This is a genomic window from Massilia sp. (assembly GCF_032106685.1).
Classification (GTDB): Bacteria; Pseudomonadota; Gammaproteobacteria; order Burkholderiales; family Burkholderiaceae_D; genus Telluria.
Map to the genome: position 1 here is coordinate 10344 of NZ_DAMCPG010000017.1, position 14436 is coordinate 24779.

Annotated in this window: 14 protein-coding genes; 7 read left to right on the forward strand and 7 right to left on the reverse strand. The window is 65.2% G+C overall.

Annotation, left to right across the window (positions count from 1 at the left end):
- Nucleotides 1-213: 213 nt before the first annotated feature.
- Both RT688_RS11580 and RT688_RS11585 read right to left on the reverse strand, forming a co-directional pair.
- Nucleotides 214-1350 (reverse strand): YbdK family carboxylate-amine ligase, encoded by a 1137-nt coding sequence (locus tag RT688_RS11580; RefSeq protein ID WP_313705031.1) that lies wholly within the window; start codon nucleotides 1348-1350, stop codon nucleotides 214-216.
- Entirely contained in the window at nucleotides 1340-2530 is a 1191-nt protein-coding gene (locus RT688_RS11585) for a cation:proton antiporter (RefSeq protein WP_313705032.1), read from the reverse strand. Before RT688_RS11585 ends, RT688_RS11580 begins: the two co-directional genes overlap by 11 nt.
- Before the next feature lie 310 nt (nucleotides 2531-2840).
- On the opposite strand from RT688_RS11585, the gene RT688_RS11590 reads away from it, so the two are divergent.
- On the forward strand, nucleotides 2841-3437 hold the full coding sequence (locus RT688_RS11590) for a CPBP family intramembrane glutamic endopeptidase (protein ID WP_313705033.1): 597 nt from the start codon (nucleotides 2841-2843) through the stop codon (nucleotides 3435-3437).
- 60 nt (nucleotides 3438-3497) lie between these two features.
- On the opposite strand, the gene RT688_RS11595 is transcribed toward RT688_RS11590, so the two are convergent.
- The 3 genes from RT688_RS11595 to RT688_RS11605 are packed head-to-tail and all read right to left on the reverse strand — an operon-like array spanning nucleotide 3498 to nucleotide 6125.
- Nucleotides 3498-4670, reverse strand: a complete 1173-nt coding sequence (locus tag RT688_RS11595; protein WP_313705034.1) for a hypothetical protein — start codon at nucleotides 4668-4670, stop codon at nucleotides 3498-3500.
- A gap of 4 nt (nucleotides 4671-4674) precedes the next feature.
- Nucleotides 4675-5274, reverse strand: a complete 600-nt coding sequence (locus RT688_RS11600) for a GNAT family protein (protein ID WP_313705035.1) — start codon at nucleotides 5272-5274, stop codon at nucleotides 4675-4677.
- Nucleotides 5271-6125 (reverse strand): MoxR family ATPase, encoded by an 855-nt coding sequence (locus RT688_RS11605; protein ID WP_313705036.1) that lies wholly within the window; start codon nucleotides 6123-6125, stop codon nucleotides 5271-5273. Before RT688_RS11605 ends, RT688_RS11600 begins: the two co-directional genes overlap by 4 nt.
- Before the next feature lie 192 nt (nucleotides 6126-6317).
- Here RT688_RS11605 and RT688_RS11610 point away from each other — a divergent pair, with 192 nt between their 5' ends.
- The 3 genes from RT688_RS11610 to RT688_RS11620 all read left to right on the forward strand — a co-directional run bounded on the left by RT688_RS11610 (nucleotide 6318) and on the right by RT688_RS11620 (nucleotide 8855).
- Nucleotides 6318-6653, forward strand: coding sequence for a cytochrome c (locus RT688_RS11610; RefSeq protein WP_313705037.1), 336 nt, complete (start codon nucleotides 6318-6320; stop codon nucleotides 6651-6653).
- A gap of 11 nt (nucleotides 6654-6664) precedes the next feature.
- Nucleotides 6665-7018, forward strand: coding sequence for a cytochrome c (locus RT688_RS11615; protein ID WP_313705038.1), 354 nt, complete (start codon nucleotides 6665-6667; stop codon nucleotides 7016-7018).
- 331 nt (nucleotides 7019-7349) lie between these two features.
- Nucleotides 7350-8855 (forward strand): SulP family inorganic anion transporter, encoded by a 1506-nt coding sequence (locus RT688_RS11620; protein WP_313705039.1) that lies wholly within the window; start codon nucleotides 7350-7352, stop codon nucleotides 8853-8855.
- 161 nt (nucleotides 8856-9016) lie between these two features.
- On the opposite strand, the gene RT688_RS11625 is transcribed toward RT688_RS11620, so the two are convergent.
- Together RT688_RS11625 and RT688_RS11630 are read right to left on the reverse strand one after the other, a co-directional pair.
- The gene (locus RT688_RS11625; protein WP_312547686.1) at nucleotides 9017-9445 is read right to left on the reverse strand and encodes a DUF1841 family protein; all 429 of its coding nucleotides are present in this window, start codon (nucleotides 9443-9445) and stop codon (nucleotides 9017-9019) included.
- Between the two features lie 187 nt (nucleotides 9446-9632).
- A complete protein-coding gene (locus RT688_RS11630) occupies nucleotides 9633-10259 on the reverse strand; it encodes an RNA pyrophosphohydrolase (protein ID WP_313705040.1) in 627 nt (208 codons plus the stop codon).
- Between the two features lie 204 nt (nucleotides 10260-10463).
- Here RT688_RS11630 and RT688_RS11635 point away from each other — a divergent pair, with 204 nt between their 5' ends.
- From RT688_RS11635 to RT688_RS11645, 3 genes are all read left to right on the forward strand, one after another.
- Nucleotides 10464-12194, forward strand: coding sequence for a proline--tRNA ligase (locus RT688_RS11635; RefSeq protein ID WP_313705041.1), 1731 nt, complete (start codon nucleotides 10464-10466; stop codon nucleotides 12192-12194).
- A 5-nt stretch (nucleotides 12195-12199) separates the two neighbouring features.
- Nucleotides 12200-12850, forward strand: a complete 651-nt coding sequence (locus RT688_RS11640; protein ID WP_313705042.1) for a lytic transglycosylase domain-containing protein — start codon at nucleotides 12200-12202, stop codon at nucleotides 12848-12850.
- Between the two features lie 126 nt (nucleotides 12851-12976).
- Nucleotides 12977-14434, forward strand: coding sequence for an alkaline phosphatase (locus RT688_RS11645; protein ID WP_313705043.1), 1458 nt, complete (start codon nucleotides 12977-12979; stop codon nucleotides 14432-14434).
- The last annotated feature ends 2 nt before the right edge of the window (nucleotides 14435-14436 follow it).

The window sequence follows — 14436 nt, forward strand, 5'->3', positions numbered from 1 at the left end:
CACGCGGTGATAGTCAGCAGCAAGATCATCGCGCCCGATGACGGAGCCGATAACGATCACCGCGTGGGCGGCAGAGCCGCCCACCCTACGGGTCACGCGGCGTAGGGTGGACGGCTCCATCCGGGACCGATGATCATCCGCACCGCTTGCGCCGCCCACGCGGTGATAGTCAGCAGCAAGATCATCGCGCCCGATGACGGAGCCGATAACGGCCTACCGCCGCCAGAACCTTCGCTCGCCCCGGAACCGGTTGATCGCCGCATGCACGATCGCCTCGACGCTGCCTTCGCGCTCGTACTGCTGGCGCAGCAGGCTGGCGTCGCTGCCGCCGGCGGCCGCCGCGGCCAGGTGCCGCAGGGCGTCCAGGCTGCCCAGCGTGTCGGCGTAGGGTTCCATCCTGCCCAGGGTGGCGAGGATGTCCTCGCGCAGCGACACCGTCTCGTAGGTCTTCGGGTGGGTGAGCGAGCCGTCCAGCCCGAAGCGGCAGGCCTGGAAGCGGTTGTAGTTGTAGACGAGGTAGTCGTCATCGCTCGGCGCCTTCTCGCTGCGGTGCAGGAGATGGCTGCACAGTGCCTGCAGGTAGGCCGCCAGGGCCGCGGCGCGCTGCACCGTCAGCGGCGTGTCGCACACGCGCAGCTCGATGGTGCCGTACTCGGGTTTCGGACGCAGGTCCCAGTAGAAATCCTTCATGCTCTTGATGATGCCGGTGCGCTCCATCTTGGCGAAATACGCCGACTCGAAATCGCTCCAGCTCAGCGTGAAGGGCGCGCGTCCGCTCATCGGGAAGGCGAACACGGAATTCAGGCGCGCCGAATCGAACAGGCTGTCGTGGCCCTGCACGAAGGGAGACGAGGCCGACAGCGCGATGAAGTGGGGGATGTAGCGGTTCAGGGCGTGCAGCAGGTACATGGCGTTGTCGCCGTTGCCGCAACCGATGTGCACGTGCTGGCCGAACACGGTGAACTGCTTGGCCAGGTAGCCGTACAGCGAGGACAGATGTTCGAAGCGCGGTTTCGCGAAGATCTTCTGCTCCGACCAGTGCTGGAAGGGGTGGGTGCCGCCGCCGGCGATGCCGATATTCAGGGTGTCGCCGGCGGTTACCAGCGTGTCGCGGATCTCCAGCAGTTCGGCCAGCAGCGGGCCGTAGGCCGAGTGCACGCTGGAGTTAATCTCGATCATGCTCTCGGTGATTTCCGGCGTCACGTTGCCGGGGAAGGGCTTGCGCGACAGCAGGTGCAGCAAATCGGGGCTGGCCGCCGTCAGGTCGAAGTCGGACAGGCTGACCAACTGCAGTTCGAGCTCGACCCCGAAGGTGAGCGGCGTCGATTGGGCAAAGGGTTCAAGCGGCATGGCGGATCTCCGGTGCTTCGCGCGCCCACACCAGGGCGCGCTGGATGATGATCGGGCCGAACACTTCGAGCAGCATCGTCACCGCCGCCACCGCGCGCAGCTCGTCGACCACGTGCACGCCGGCCAGGCGCGCGTGCTCGAGCAGCAGGATGACGAACACGGACAAGGGCGCCAGCGCCACCCCGGCCAGGAAGCCCTTGCGCCAGGAGATGCCGGACAAGTGGGCGAAGGCGGTGACGCCGGCGGTCTTGGTGACCAGGCGCGCCAGTACCAAAACCACGGCCAGCACGCCGCCGGCGGCGACTTCGCGCCAGTCGAGGGTCGAGGCGGCGAACACGAACAGCAGCACCGTCAGCAGTTCGCCGAGCGCGCCGAAATTGCGCTGGGCCTGGCTGAAGGCAACGCGGCGGTGGCGCGCCACCAGCCCGAAGGCGAGGGTGGCCACCACCGGCGACAGGCCGCCGGCATAGGAAATCGCCACCAGCAGCACCACCGCGATCGCGAACGCGACGGTGGCGTCGTGGCGCGGGTTGCCGATCGCGCGCAGCAGCGCCGGCACCAGCAGCCCGAACACGGCGCCGGTGAGTGCGGACACCGCCAGCAGCACCAGGCTGTTCCAGATCGCGTCGCCGATATCCTCGAAGGTGCGGAAGATCCAGAAGCCGATCACGGCATTGAAGGCGAACACCGCCAGCACGCAGTTCTGGGCCGACAGGTGCAGCACGCGTTCGGTGACCTGGCCCGAGCTGCGCTGCTCGTTGATCACCCGCACCACGGTGGCGGGCGAGGTCGCCATCGAGAGCGATGCCAGCATCAGCGCGGTCAGCTGCGGCGTGTCGAAGGCGATCGCGATCAGGTAGACGGCGACGAAGGTGGCGACCGATTCGACCACGCCGGCGATGCCGATCCACGGATTGGAACGCAGCCAGCGCAGGTTGATGCGGTAGCCGAGCTCGAACAGGATCAAGCCGAAGGCGACGTCGGCCAGCATCGACACCGGCCCGGCGTCGGGCGCGGGCAGGATGCCGAGCTGCGGCCCGGCCAGCGCGAAGCCGACCAGTCCGTAAAAACTAATGCGCGGCAAGCCCGTGAACCGCTGGCCGAATTCCCCGGCTATCCAGGCGATGGCGATGGTGAAGGGCCATGCGAGGCTGGTCAGGACGGTCGGCAGGTCGGGCATGCAATCTCCTCAAGGGGCGAAGCGAACGGGTTGGTAAATACTACAAGCAGGCGCCGCGCGCACGATTGGGTTCGCCAGGGTGATGCGGCTTGTCTTGATATTAATATTTACAGCGATGGCGTCCGTGCTCGCACTAACAGACGAGATGCGAGACGGGATGCGAGACGGGATGCGGGGCTGGCGGAAGACTGCGTTGTCAGCGGCCGCGCTGCTGGCTAGAATGGCGGGCCATGTCCTCACTGGACTGCCATCCGGCCCGAGCGCCGCCGATCCTCTCACCCGTCAGCCGCGCGTTGACGTCTTCCCGAACATGTCCGCACAACCAACTATCCAGCCGCAAGCCCGTCCGCCGATCCGCCTGACCGCCCAGCTTCTTACCTGCGTGATCTTCTGCATCGTCGCCGCCCTGGTCATCTTCATAGCGCAGGATGATCCTTTGTCGGTATTGAGCGGACCGATGGGTACGGGCCAGCAATTGCTGTTCGGCCTGGGCCTGTCGGCGCTGGCGGCGGTCGGGTCCTACGTGAGCTTTCGCCTGACGGCGCAATCGGAAGCGACCCGCAAGACGATCGTGGCCTATTCGCGCCTCGATCTGTCGGGCCTGAATCCGGTCTGGATCAGCGTCGCCGCCGGGATCGGCGAGGAGCTGCTGTTTCGCGCCGCCCTGCAGCCGCTGCTGGGCGTCTGGATCACCTCGATCGTCTTCCTGCTGACGCATACGCCGGTCTACCAGTTCCGCAAGCTCGACCGCGCGACCCTGGTGCAGGCGGGCGGCGTGTTCGTCGTCAGCGTGGCGCTGGGCTTCATCTACCAGTACGTGGGCCTGCTGGCGGCGGTGCTGGTGCACGTCGCGATCGACGTGGTGGGCTTGTACGTGGTGCGCAACGCGCTGCGGGCGCGCGGTTGATTTTGTAGGGTGGGGTCATTGATGCCGGGGACATCAATGACCCCACCCTACGCTCTGAATTTAATTGCTCAGCAGCCGCATCGCCCGCTCCAGCCCTTCGAGCGTGACCGGGAACATGCGGTTGTTCATGATCTGGCGGATGATCGCGATCGACTGGCGGTACTGCCACAGGTGTTCCGGCTCGGGGTTGAGCCAGGCGAACTTCGGGAAGGCGTTGCAGAAGCGCGCCAGCCATTCGGCGCCGGCTTCCTCGTTGTTGTACTCGACCGAGCCGCCGGGGGCCATGACCTCGTAAGGACTCATGGTGGCGTCGCCCACGAAGATGATGCGGGTGTCGGGCGGGTACTTGCGCAGCACGTCCCAGGTCGGGAAGCGCTCCGCGTGGCGGCGCCGGTTGTTCTTCCACAGGTAGTCGTAGACGCAGTTGTGGAAGTAATAGAACTCCATGTTCTTGAACTCGCTCTTCGCCGCCGAGAACAGTTCCTCGGTGCGCTCGATGTGGTCGTCCATGGTGCCGCCCACGTCCAGCAGCATCACCACCTTGATGCGGTTCTTGCGCTCGGGCTGCATGCGGATGTCGAGGTAGCCGGCGTTGCTGGCGGTGGCCCTGATGGTGTCGTCCAGCGCCAGTTCATCGAGCGCGCCATGGCGCGCGAAGCGGCGCAGGCGGCGCAGCGCGACCTTGATGTTGCGCGTGCCCAGTTCGCGCTCGTCGTCGTAGTCCTTGTAGCTGCGCTGGTCCCAGACTTTCACCGCCGTGCGGTTGCGGCCCTGGCCGCCGATGCGGATGCCTTCCGGGTTGGTGCCGCCATGGCCGAAAGGCGAAGTGCCGCCGGTGCCGATCCATTTGTTGCCGCCCTCGTGGCGTTCCTTCTGCTCCTTCAGCAGCTCGTTCAGGCGGTCCATCAGCTTGTCGTAGCCGAATTTCTCCAGCGCCGCCTTCTGCTCGGGCGTCAGCTCGCGCTCCATGCGCTTGATCAGCCAGTCGAGCGGGATCTCGCCCTTGCTTGTATCGAAGACGGCCTCGATGCCCTTGAAGTAGGCGCCGAAGGCGCGGTCGAACTTGTCGAAATGGGCCTCGTCCTTCACTAGGGTCAGGCGCGCCAGGTAGTAGAACTCGTCGAGGGAGGGTGCGATGACGCTTTTCTCCAGGGCCTCGAGCAGGGTCAAGAATTCCTTGATCGAGACCGGGACCTTGGCGTTGCGCAGCGCGAAAAAGAAGTCGATCAGCATGCTGTCATCCGGCGTGGCGGTTCAGTCGGTCGTGCAGGTGGGCCTTGATCTCGGGCCATTCGCCGCGCGCGATGCTGTACATGACGGTATCGCGCACGGTGCCGTCGCGGCGCAGGCCGTGGTGGCGGATCACGCCATCCTTCCTGGCGCCCAGGCGCTCGATGGCTGCCTGCGAGGCGTGGTTGAAATTATCGGTGCGCAGGCCGACGACCGAGCAGCCCAGGGTGTCGAAGGCGTGCGACAGGAGCAGCAGCTTGCAGCTGGTGTTCACGTGGCTGCGCTGGACGCGTTTCGCATACCAGGTGTAGCCGATCTCGACGCGGCCGATCTCGGGCACGATGTCGTGGTAGCTGGTGCTGCCCAGCACCCTGCCGCTCGAGGCGTCGCAGACCGCGAAGGCGAGGCGGTTCGGCGTCTCGAGCGCGGCGTGGACGTAGGCTTGCGTGCGGTGCGGCTCGGGCACCGAGGTCACGCGCAGGTTCCACAATGCTCCGTCGGCGGCGGCCGCGCGCAGGCCTTCGACGTGCTCCAGGCTCAAGGGTTCCAGGCGCACGCCGTTGAATTCGAGCACGGTCGGTTCGACCGCGACTCGCGTGACCGTCATCGATTGGTCCTCGACATGTAGACCAGGCGCTCGAACAGGTGCACGTCCTGCTCGTTCTTGAGCAGGGCGCCGTGCAGCGGCGGCACCACGGCCTTCGCATCTTTACTGCGCAGGGCTTCGGCCGGGATGTCCTCGGCCATCAGGAGTTTGAGCCAGTCGAGGAATTCCGAGGTCGAGGGCTTCTTCTTGATGCCGGGGACGTCGCGCACTTCGTAGAAGCTCTGCAGGGCGGCGGCCAGCAGGTCCTGCTTCAGGCGCGGGAAGTGGACCTGGACGATGTCGGCCATGGTCTCGCGGTCCGGGAATTTGATGTAGTGGAAGAAGCAGCGGCGCAGGAAGGCGTCCGGCAGTTCCTTCTCGTTGTTCGAGGTGATGATCACCAGCGGGCGGTGCTTCGCCACCACCATCTCGCGCGTCTCGTAGACGTAGAACTCCATGCGGTCCAGTTCGCGCAGCAGGTCGTTCGGGAATTCGATGTCGGCCTTGTCGATCTCGTCGATCAGCAGCACCACTGGTTCCGGCGACGTGAAGGCCTGCCACAGCACGCCCTTGACGATGTAGTTGTGGATGTCGCGCACGCGCTCGTCGCCCAGTTGCGAGTCGCGCAGGCGCGAGACGGCGTCGTATTCGTACAGGCCCTGCTGGGCCTTGGTGGTCGACTTCACGTGCCATTGCAGCAGCGGCATGTTGAGCGCGGCCGCCACCTCTTCGGCCAGCATGGTCTTGCCGGTGCCCGGCTCGCCCTTGATCAGGAGCGGGCGCGCCAGCGTCAGGGCGGCGTTCACGGCCAGTTTCAGGTCATCGGTGGCGACGTAGCTGTCGGTTCCTTCGAAGCGGGCTTGGGCTTGCATGGGCGTCTGTGGTGAGAGAGGAAATCTTGAGTATATGCCAGAACCTGAAAGCCGGCGGGAGGGGCGCACGACGTTGGTGGACTGCAATCTTTTGTTGGGCTAGAATCGGACGGTTGGTACTTTTGCTAATGTTTTGCGGTAGTGGTTTTTGTGCGGTAGCGGTATTCGATTACAACTTTTGCGATTCCCACCATGAAAAAACTTTTAGCTGTACTCGTCCTGGGCGCTTGCGCCGGCGCTGCGTCGGCTGCGGACGTCGTCGGCAACCCGAAGGCCGCGCCAGCCAAGATCGAAATGTGCATCGGCTGTCACGGCATTCCCGGCTACAAGTCCGCCTTCCCCGAGGTTTATCAAGTGCCGATGATCGGTGGTCAGTCGGCCAAGTACATCGAAGCCGCGCTGCACGCGTACAAGAAGGGCGACCGCAAGCATCCGTCGATGCGCGGCATCGCCGCCAGCCTGTCCGACCAGGACATCGCCGACGTCGCCGCGTATTATTCGCAGCAGACCGCCCAGAACCGCAAGTGAGGACAGCCGCCATGAAAAAACTGATCATCGCGCTGGCCCTCGGCGCCGTCTCCGCTTCTGTTACCACCTTGGCCGCCGCAGCCGACGTCAAGCGCGGCGAAGAGCTGACCAAGAAGTACAACTGCGCTTCCTGCCACGGCGCTGACTTCAACAAGCCGATCGACCCGAGCTACCCGAAGCTGGCCGGCCAGCACGCCGACTACATCGCCCACGCCCTGAATGCGTATAAACGCGGCGGCGACCAGACCAACGGCCGCAGCAACCCGATCATGGCGGGCTTCGCCAAGCCGCTGTCGAACCAGGACATGATCGACATCGGCGCTTACCTGGCCAGCCTGCCGTCGCAGCTGGTGGTGAGCAAATAAACCGTCGGCGGTTCTGTAGGGTGGGCACCCGTGCCCACGCGAAAGCCCGCACGGTCGCGGCTGTCTTCGTGTCGAAACACATGCAGGAACGCGGCTTGGACAAGTGAGCAGCTGATCCATTTGATACTTGCGTGGCTTGCTCGCGGTAGTACACAGGCCGTTGCAAACACCGCTCACGCGTCCGCGTGGGCACGGAGTGCCCACCCTACAGGACTACGAGGCGCTCCCGACATATAATACGTCCCTGAATTGATCCCCCGAAGCCGGCCGCCAGGCTGCTCCGGGGGATTTCGTTTTTCAAGCGCTTGCGTCTTTTGCTGGAGTGTCAATTTTGCAGTCCGTCTCACCTGCCTACCTGAAAACCAACCTGCTCAGCGGCCTGACCGTCGCCCTGGCCCTGGTTCCCGAAGCGATCGCCTTTGCGCTGGTCGCCCATGTGTCTCCGCTCACCGGCCTGTACGCCGCGGTGCTGGTCTCCTTCATCACCTCGGCCTTCGGCGGCCGGCCCGGCATGATCTCGGGCGCGGCCGGGGCGCTGGCCGTGGTGATGGTGGCGCTGGTCGTCGAGCATGGCGTGCAGTACCTGTTCGCGGCGATCGTCCTGATGGGCATCCTGCAGATGCTGTTCGCCGCCGCGCGGCTCGGCAAATTCATCCGCATGGTGCCGTATCCGGTCATGCTCGGCTTCGTGAACGGCCTGGCGCTGGTGATCTTCATCGCCCAGTTCGGGCATTTCAAGGTGGATGGGCAGTGGATGCAGGGCGCCCAGCTGTTCACCATGCTCGGCCTGGTCGCCGCGACCATGGCCGTCATCTACGTCACGCCGCGCATCACGAAGGCGGTGCCGGCGACCCTGGTCGGCATCCTGGTGGTCACGCTCGGCGCGGCGCTGCTGGGGATCGAGTCGAAGACCGTCGGCGACCTCGGTTCGATCGGCGGCGGCCTGCCGGCGTTCGCCATTCCCGACGTGCCGTTCAATCTCGAGACCCTGAAAATCGTGTTCCCGTACTCGCTGGTGCTGGCCGGCGTCGGCCTGATCGAGTCGCTGCTGACGCTGACCCTGGTCGACGAGATCACCGAGACCCGCGGCCAACCGAACCGCGAGTGCATGGCCCAGGGCGCGGCCAACGTCGTCACCGCGTTCTTCGGCGGGATGGGCGGCTGCGCGATGATCGGCCAGAGCATGATCAACGTGAACAACGGCGCCTATGGCCGTCTGTCGGGCATCGCGGCGTCCCTGTTCCTGCTCTCCTTCATCCTGTTCGGCTCGGGCTGGATCGAGCAGATCCCGCTGGCGGCGCTGATCGGCGTGATGTTCGTGGTGTGCGAGAAGACCTTCGAGTGGGGGACGTTCCGCATGATCGGCAAGGTGCCGCGCGCCGACACGGTCGTGGTGGTGCTGGTGGCGGCGATCACGCTCGTGTTCGACCTGGCGCTGGCGGTGCTGGTCGGCGTGATCGTCTCGGCGCTGGTGTTCGCATGGCAGCACGCGAAGCAGGTCGCGGTGAAGACGGGCGTCGACGCGCAGGGCTGGAAAGTGTACGAGCTGCAGGGCACGCTGTTCTTCGCTTCGATCGCCAACTTCAACGAATTGTTCGCGCCGAAGGACGATCCGCAGGACGTGGTGGTCGAGTTTCGCAACGCGCGCGTGGTCGACCACTCGGCGATCCAGGCCATTGACGCGCTGGCGGAGAAATACCGCGCGCTGGGCAAGCGCTTGCACCTGCGCCACCTGAGCCCGGACTGCCGCGAGCTGCTGGACAAGGCGAAGGACATGATCGAGGTGAACGTGGTGGAGGATCCGCGTTACCGCGTGGCGGACGACAAGCTCGGCTGATGATGAAGATATGATACGAAAAAGCGGCCTAGGCCGCTTTTTTCGTATCACGTAGGGTGGGCACTCGTGCCCACGCGGTGATCGATTCGGGCTCCGATGCCGTACGGATAATCCTGCTGCAGACTATCCCCGCATGGGCGGCGAAGCCGCCCACCCTAGGTTTACCGCGTCGCCCGGCGGCGCACGCACTCGATGTAGGCCTCGGTATCCGGCGGCACGCCGTTGCGCTGCGACTTCCAGATCATCTCGCCCAGGCACTCCATGATCTCGTGGTGGGCGTCGTGCTCGCCGATCTTCTGCACCAGCAGGTCGTGGGCGGCCTTGATGCCGCGCGGCTGGTCGATCGAGACCTGTTCGGCGATCGACAGGTGCATCGACAGGTGCAGGAAGGGATTCGGCTTGCCGCCTTCGACCGAATAGTCGCGCGCGACAGCTTCCTCTGCGTCGAACAGTTCGTCGTGGTACTCGGGATGCTGGACGATCCAGTCGGCGGCGATGGCGTCCATTGGCGTCAGCACTTCGCCGGCGCGTTGCTTGCGGAAGGCTTCACAGAAAAAACGGCGCACGTCGTGCGAGGACGGGGTGAACATGGCTGGAATGGGATGCGGTGAGGGAAGGGCGCCATTGTAGCGCGATGGAGCATCGCGCGTTGGCGCCGGATGGGGTTATAAATACGGCAAAGAAGACGAAAAAGGCAAGCCCTGCCGCTCGCGCGGCGCGCTTGCCTTGTCGACACCTTCCGGCGGATGCCTTAGCAACGGTGCGTCAGCGCCGCAACTATTTTTCCGGTGTCAGCACCAACTGCGGTTCCGCCGCCGTCTCGCGTGCCTTGGCCATGGCCTTGGCTGCCGTCGAGGACGCGTTGCCCTGGCCGCGCGGCTGGCGCAGGTAGCGGGCGCTGTGGCGGCGTTCGCCGTGGGCGCCGTTCGCCGGCCAGCTGATGAAGCGCGACAGTTCCTGGAGCGCCTTCTGGTAGACATCGCGCTTGAACTCGATAACCACGTCCAGCGGTACCCAGTAGTCGTGCCAGCGCCAGGCGTCGAATTCCGGATGGTCGGTCAGGCGCAGGTTGACGTCGTTGTCGCGCGCAACCATGCGCAACAGGAACCAGATCTGCTTCTGGCCGCGGTAATGGCCGCGGATCTCGCGCTTGATGAAGTGGTCGGGCACCTCGTAGCGCAGCCAGTCGCGGGTGCGGCCCACGATCTTGACGTGCTCCTGGCGCAGGCCGATTTCTTCCTCGAGCTCGCGGTACATCGCCTGTTCCGGCGTCTCGCCGTACTTGATACCCCCTTGCGGAAACTGCCATGAGTGCTCGCGCACCCGCTTGCCCCACCACACCTCGTTGTTGGCGTTGAGCAGGATGATGCCGACGTTGGGGCGAAACCCTTCACGATCGAGCATAAGTGCACCTCGAAACTTTCTGCCGGCGTCTGGTCCCTTGCGTTTTTACCTACAAATCCTTGTGTCAGCCATGCCTTCCGATAACGAAAAAGGCGGCGGCTGCGTGTTCCGGACCCATTTGTACAAAGTTTGGACGCATCAGCCAGCTAATCCTTTAAAATTAGGTCGATTATAACCCTCTCTTTTTAAAAAGAATTCATCGATATGCGCGCCTCACGATTTTTTATTTCAACTCTTAAAGAAGCGCCATCCGACGCCGAGATCGTCAGCCACAAACTGATGATGCGGGCGGGGATGATCAAGCGCCTCGGCTCGGGCATCTACACCTACATGCCGACCGGCCTGCGGGTGATCCGCAAGGTCGAAGCCATCATTCGCGAAGAGATGAACAAGTCGGGCGCCCTCGAATTGCTGATGCCGGTCGTGCAACCCGCCGAACTGTGGCAAGAAACCGGCCGCTGGGACAAGATGGGGCCGGAGCTGATGCGCGTCAAGGACCGCCACGGCCGCGACTACGCCATCCAGCCGACCTCGGAAGAAGTCGTCACCGACGTCGTGCGCAGCGAGATCAAGTCCTACCGTCAACTGCCGCTGAACTTCTACCACATCCAGACCAAGTTCCGCGACGAGCGCCGTCCGCGCTTCGGCCTGATGCGCGGCCGCGAGTTCACGATGAAGGACGCCTATTCCTTCGACCGCGACCTCGAAGGCATGCAGAAGTCCTACCAGGTCATGTTCGATGCCTACGTGCGCATCTTCAACCGCTTTGGCCTGAAGTTCCGCGCGGTCGCGGCCGACAACGGCGCCATCGGCGGCACCGGCTCGCACGAATTCCACGTGATCGCCTCGACCGGCGAAGACGCGCTGGTGTACTGCCCGACCTCGGACTACGCGGCCAACATGGAAGCGGCCGAGGCGCTGGCGATCGGCACGCGCGGCGCGCCGACCCAGGAAATGAACAAGGTGCCGACCCCGGGCAAAACCAAGTGCGAATCGGTTGCCGAACTGCTCGGCCTGCCGCTGTCGCAAACCGTCAAGACCATCGCCCTGACGGTGGAAAAAGAAGAAGACGGCAAGGTCAGCAAGGAATACTGGATGCTGCTGCTGCGCGGCGACCACGAGCTGAACGAAGTGAAGGTCAACAAGGTCGAAGGCCTGGGCGCCTACCGCTTCTCGACCGAAGCCGAGATCCAGGAAGTCTACGGCACCGTGCCGGGCTACCTCGGTCCGGTCAACCCGAAGCTGCCGGTGAAGATCGTTGCCGACCGCACCGTCGCGAACATGAGCGACTTCGTCTGCGGCGCGAACGAAGCCGACTTCCACATCGCCGGCGTGAACTGGGGCCGCGACCTGCCGGAACCGATGGTGGCCGACCTGCGCAACGTGGTCGAGGGCGACGCCTCGCCGGACGGCAAGGGCGTGCTGGCGATCGAACGCGGCATCGAAGTCGGCCACGTGTTCCAGCTGGGCACCGCCTATTCGCAGGCAATGGAAGCGACCTTCCTGGACGAAGCCGGTAAACCCGCGCCGCTGCAGATGGGCTGCTACGGCATTGGCGTGACCCGCATCCTGGGCGCGGCGATCGAGCAGAACTTCGACGACAAAGGCATCATCTGGCCGGACGCGATCGCGCCCTTCACGCTGGTGCTGTGCCCGATGGGCCTGGACCGCAGCGAGATGGTCAAGGAGCAGACCGAGAAGCTGTACGAAGAACTGCTGGCGGCTGGCGTCGACGTGATCGTCGACGACCGCGGCCTGCGCCCGGGCGCCATGTTCGCCGACTGGGAACTGATCGGCGTGCCGCACCGCATCGTCATCGGCGAGCGCGGCCTGAAGGAAGGCAACCTGGAATACCAGGGCCGCCGCGACACCGAGGCGACCGCCGTCCCGGTGGCGGACATCGCCGGCTTCATCAAAGGCAAACTCGGCCAGTGAAGCCGATGCAGGTACACGGCCGGGCGCGCGCCCGGCTGGGCGCCGCTGCGCTTGCCGTGACCCTCGTTGCGGCGTTCGCAGGCAGCCCCGCGCACGCCGGCAACCAGAAGGAAGAGGCGCTGGCCGATTCCGTACGCCTGGCGCTGTCGAATGCGATCAACGACGCGCGGCCGCCCAAGCCGACCTTCCGCGACGAGGCGGCGCGCCTGCGCTACCAGCAATGGTTCAACGAAATGTCGGGACGCCTGAAAAAGCGCATCCCCGACGATTTCTCGCGCACCGAATTCCTGGAAGCGGCCTGGTACGAAGCAACCCGCGCCGGGCTCGATCCGGGGCTGGTGCTGGGCCTGATCCAGGTCGAATCGGCCTACCGCAAGTACGCGGTGTCGATCGCCGGCGCGCGCGGCTACATGCAGGTGATGCCGTTCTGGACAAAAGTCATCGGCGACAGCGACCGCCGCAAGCTGTTCCACATGCAGACCAACCTGCGCTACGGCTGCGCGATCCTGCGCATGTACATCGACATGGAACGCGGCAACCTCTACCTGGCGCTGGGCCGCTACAACGGCAGCCGCGGCAAGCCGCAGTACCCGAACGCGGTGCTGGCGGCGTGGAAGAAGTGGGAATTCACCCCGGCGGCGGTGGCGGCGCGCTGACCCGCCCGGCATCGCTGCGCCACCCTGCAGGCGCCGCCATGCGCCCTACAAAACGACAACATATCAATTGAGCCACACGCGGCGTTTGCAGTGTAGACTGCCCGCTTTCTGTTCCAGGGTTCAACTATGCGATTGACTACTCTCGCCGGGGCCAGCCCGCTGTTGCTGGCGCTGCTCGCCGGTTGCGCGTCGACCGGCCCGACGCAGGCGCCATTGCAGGCGGCCGCCACCCAGGCCGATACCGGGCCGCGCGCCAAGAACGTCATCTTCTTCCTCGGCGACGGCATGGGCATCAACACCCTCACCGCCGCTCGCATCTACGCCGTCGGCGAAGAGGGCGAGCTGACCATCGACACGCTGCCGGAATCGGCCTTCGTGAAGACCTTCTCGAACGACGCCCAGGTCACCGACAGCGCCGCCTCGATGTCGGCCTACATGACCGGCGTGAAGCAGAACAACGGCGTGATCTCGATGTCATCGGACACGCGCTCCATTTCCCCGGTGGCGGACGCCAACGGCAACAAGCAGCTGAGCCGCTGCGAGAACGGGCGTCCGGTGCCGACCCTGGCCGAACTGGCCAAGGCGCGCGGCATGGCCGCCGGCGTGGTGACCACCACCAGCGTCACCGACGCCACCCCGGCCGCGACCTATGCCCACGCCTGCCACCGCAAGGTCGAATCCGACATCGCGGCCAGCCTGGTGCCTGGCGGCGCCGGCTACAACGCGGCGCTCGGCGCGAGCGGCCTCGATCTCGTCTTCGGCGGCGGCGCGCAGTTCTTCGCCCCGGTCGCGCAGGGCGGCAAGCGCGCCGACGGCCGCAACCTGGTCGAAGAGCTGAAAGCGAAAGGCTGGCGCTACGCCGCAGACACGCGGCAGATGCAGGCCCTGGCCGCGACCGCGCAGCCGGTCATCGGCCTGTTCGCCCAGAACCACTTCAGCTATGAAGCCGCGCGCGACGCGCAACAGCAGCCGGCGCTGGCCGACATGACGGCCAAGGCGATCGACATCCTGTCGCGCAACCCGGACGGCTTCTTCCTGATGGTGGAGGGCGGCCTGATCGACCATGCGCTGCACGCCACCCTGGCCAAGCGCGCGCTGCAGGAAACGGTCAGCTACAACGCGGCCCTGAAGGTCGCCATCGACAAGATGCAGGCGATCGATCCGGGCCTGAAGAACACGCTGATCGTGGCCACCGCCGACCACGACCACACCCTGCTGATCAACGGCTACTCGCCGCGCACCGGCAAGACCACGCCGACCAACCCGGGCGTGCTGGGCCTGGTGCGCAGCCTGCCGGACGGGAAGGTCCGTCTCGACAAGGACGGCGCGCCGTTCACCATCCTCGGCTTCGGCACCGGCGAGCATCGGGTGCAGGGCAGCCGCAAGGGCGTGCAACTGACCGACGAGATCGCGGCCGGCGACGACTACCACCAGGAAGCGGTGGTGCGCACGCGCACGGGCGCCGAGACCCACGGCGGCGCCGACGTCTATCTCGGCGCGATCGGCGCCAATGCCGAGCTGTTCCGCGGGACCATCGACAATACCCGCGTCTTCAGCCTGATCAAGACCGCGGCCGGTCTGTGAAC

Excerpts from the sequence above, each read along its gene's own strand:
- RT688_RS11590 (WP_313705033.1), top strand. The coding sequence starts at position 2,841 with ATGTCCGCACAACCAACTATCCAGCCGCAAGCCCGTCCGCCGATCCGC.
- RT688_RS11625 (WP_312547686.1), bottom strand. The coding sequence starts at position 9,445 with ATGTTCACCCCGTCCTCGCACGACGTGCGCCGTTTTTTCTGTGAAGCC.
- RT688_RS11615 (WP_313705038.1), top strand. The coding sequence starts at position 6,665 with ATGAAAAAACTGATCATCGCGCTGGCCCTCGGCGCCGTCTCCGCTTCT.
- RT688_RS11630 (WP_313705040.1), bottom strand. The coding sequence starts at position 10,259 with ATGCTCGATCGTGAAGGGTTTCGCCCCAACGTCGGCATCATCCTGCTC.
- RT688_RS11580 (WP_313705031.1), bottom strand. The coding sequence starts at position 1,350 with ATGCCGCTTGAACCCTTTGCCCAATCGACGCCGCTCACCTTCGGGGTC.
- RT688_RS11595 (WP_313705034.1), bottom strand. The coding sequence starts at position 4,670 with ATGCTGATCGACTTCTTTTTCGCGCTGCGCAACGCCAAGGTCCCGGTC.
- RT688_RS11645 (WP_313705043.1), top strand. The coding sequence starts at position 12,977 with ATGCGATTGACTACTCTCGCCGGGGCCAGCCCGCTGTTGCTGGCGCTG.
- RT688_RS11585 (WP_313705032.1), bottom strand. The coding sequence starts at position 2,530 with ATGCCCGACCTGCCGACCGTCCTGACCAGCCTCGCATGGCCCTTCACC.
- RT688_RS11600 (WP_313705035.1), bottom strand. The coding sequence starts at position 5,274 with ATGACGGTCACGCGAGTCGCGGTCGAACCGACCGTGCTCGAATTCAAC.
- RT688_RS11610 (WP_313705037.1), top strand. The coding sequence starts at position 6,318 with ATGAAAAAACTTTTAGCTGTACTCGTCCTGGGCGCTTGCGCCGGCGCT.
- RT688_RS11605 (WP_313705036.1), bottom strand. The coding sequence starts at position 6,125 with ATGCAAGCCCAAGCCCGCTTCGAAGGAACCGACAGCTACGTCGCCACC.
- RT688_RS11635 (WP_313705041.1), top strand. The coding sequence starts at position 10,464 with ATGCGCGCCTCACGATTTTTTATTTCAACTCTTAAAGAAGCGCCATCC.
- RT688_RS11640 (WP_313705042.1), top strand. The coding sequence starts at position 12,200 with ATGCAGGTACACGGCCGGGCGCGCGCCCGGCTGGGCGCCGCTGCGCTT.